Source organism: Mesorhizobium sp. IMUNJ 23232, assembly GCF_044326205.1.
In the GTDB taxonomy this organism is placed as follows: Bacteria; Pseudomonadota; Alphaproteobacteria; order Rhizobiales; family Rhizobiaceae; genus Kumtagia.
Window position 1 is genome coordinate 1 of sequence record NZ_JBIRCY010000155.1, and the last position, 1,616, is coordinate 1,616.

At 61.3% G+C, this 1,616-nt stretch carries 1 protein-coding gene; it reads left to right on the forward strand.

Annotated features, from left to right (window positions below):
- Positions 1-28 precede the first annotated feature (28 nt).
- On the forward strand, positions 29-1,585 hold the full coding sequence (locus tag ACH196_RS38040) for an ISL3 family transposase (protein WP_396651981.1): 1,557 nt from the start codon (positions 29-31) through the stop codon (positions 1,583-1,585).
- Positions 1,586-1,616 lie beyond the last annotated feature (31 nt).

A 1,616-nucleotide genomic window follows, 5' to 3' on the forward strand; every position in this document is an offset into this window, starting at 1 on the left:
GCGCAATTTTCGAGAGGGAATCAGCGCGATGGAACGGAGATTTGGGTCGACGAGACTGGCGCCGGCAGGCTTCGTCGTCGAGCATACGGAGATCGACACGGATTGCGTATTTCTTGACGTGCGCGCCGCGGCGGTTTCTGCAACATGCCCGTGCTGTGGGGCCTGCTCCCGTCGAACCCAGAGCCGGTATATACGACAAGCTGCCGATCTGCCCATCGCTGGCCGACGTGTTGTCTTGCGGGTGACGGTTCGTCGTTTCTGGTGCGGCGCCGTTCTTTGCCGCCGCCGGATCTTTGCTGAGCGTTTTGGCGACACCGTATTGGCTCCGTTGTCGCGGAGGACCGGACGCCTTGAAACCATTGTTCATCATTTGGGGCTGGCGTTGGGCGGCAGGCCGGCCGCGGCCTTTGCCGATCGCCTGACGATGCCGGTGAGCAACGATACCCTGTTGCGTGTCGTGCGTCGGCGGACTGAGCAGCTGGGTGACAAGCTCGCCATCATCGGCATCGACGACTTCGCATTCCGACGCGGCCAGCGATACGGGACAATTGTCTGCGACCTCGAACGGCGCAGGCCCGTTACATTGCTTCCAGATCGGGAACAGGACACCTCGCGGGCCTGGCTCGCAGGACATCCGTCGATCTCGATTGTCGCCCGCGATCGAGGCGGTGGATATGGCGAGGCCGTCGCCAAAGCGCTGCCTCATGCCGACCAGGTAGCAGATCGATGGCATCTGATGGAGAACGCGAGCCGCGCCTTTCTCGACGCTGTCGGCAAATCCATGCGTCAGATCCGAAAGGCGGTTGGCAGCTCCGTGATCGACCCCAAGCTTCTGACCTATGCCGAACACCTTCAATATGAAGGCTTCCTGCAGCGGCAGGAAACGAACGAAGCCATTCTGGAATTGTCGAAGCAGGGCATCCCGATCAAGCAGATCGTTAAGCGGACCGGGCATAGCCGCAAGCTCGTCCGCAGCGTCCTGCGCGGTCAGCGCTCCGATGTGTTCCGTGTCCGCCAAAGCTCGATCGAGGAATGGCTCCCTTGGCTCGACAGCCGTTGGGCGCAGGGCGCGCGCAATGCATCGGCATTATGGCGCGAAATGCGCAAGAAGGGCTTCCGCGGCCAGATCGGCGTCATCTCTGAATGGGCGCGGCGGCGACGGTTGGCCGAAAAGGCCGATCAAAGCGCACTTGCCCGTACGCCCTCGGCGCGAAGCATCGCCAGACTCATGACGCTGGCGCGCAACGACCTGTCCAAATCTGACGCCGTGCTGGTCGCGGCAATCGAGAGCAATGTTCCTGACCTGACCACCGCTCGAACGTTGATCGACGACTTTCAGACGATGATCCGATCGAAGGCGGTTGAAAAACTGGATAGTTGGCTGACGGACGCAAAGACAAGTCTCGTCGGATCGTTCGCGAACGGCGTGGAAAAGGATATCGACGCCGTCCGCAACGCCATCATCTCTCCGTGGTCGAATGGTCAGACCGAAGGCCAGATCACCAAGCTCAAACTCATCAAGCGGCAGATGTACGGCCGCGCCAAGATCGATCTGCTCCAGGCGCGTCTCGTCGGCGCGACCTGAGCCAAAGATGCAGCGAGTTTGCGTCAGACCC

Bases quoted from the DNA above. Each gene is read 5' to 3' on its own strand.
- ACH196_RS38040 (WP_396651981.1), top strand. From the start codon at position 29: ATGGAACGGAGATTTGGGTCGACGAGACTGGCGCCGGCAGGCTTCGTC.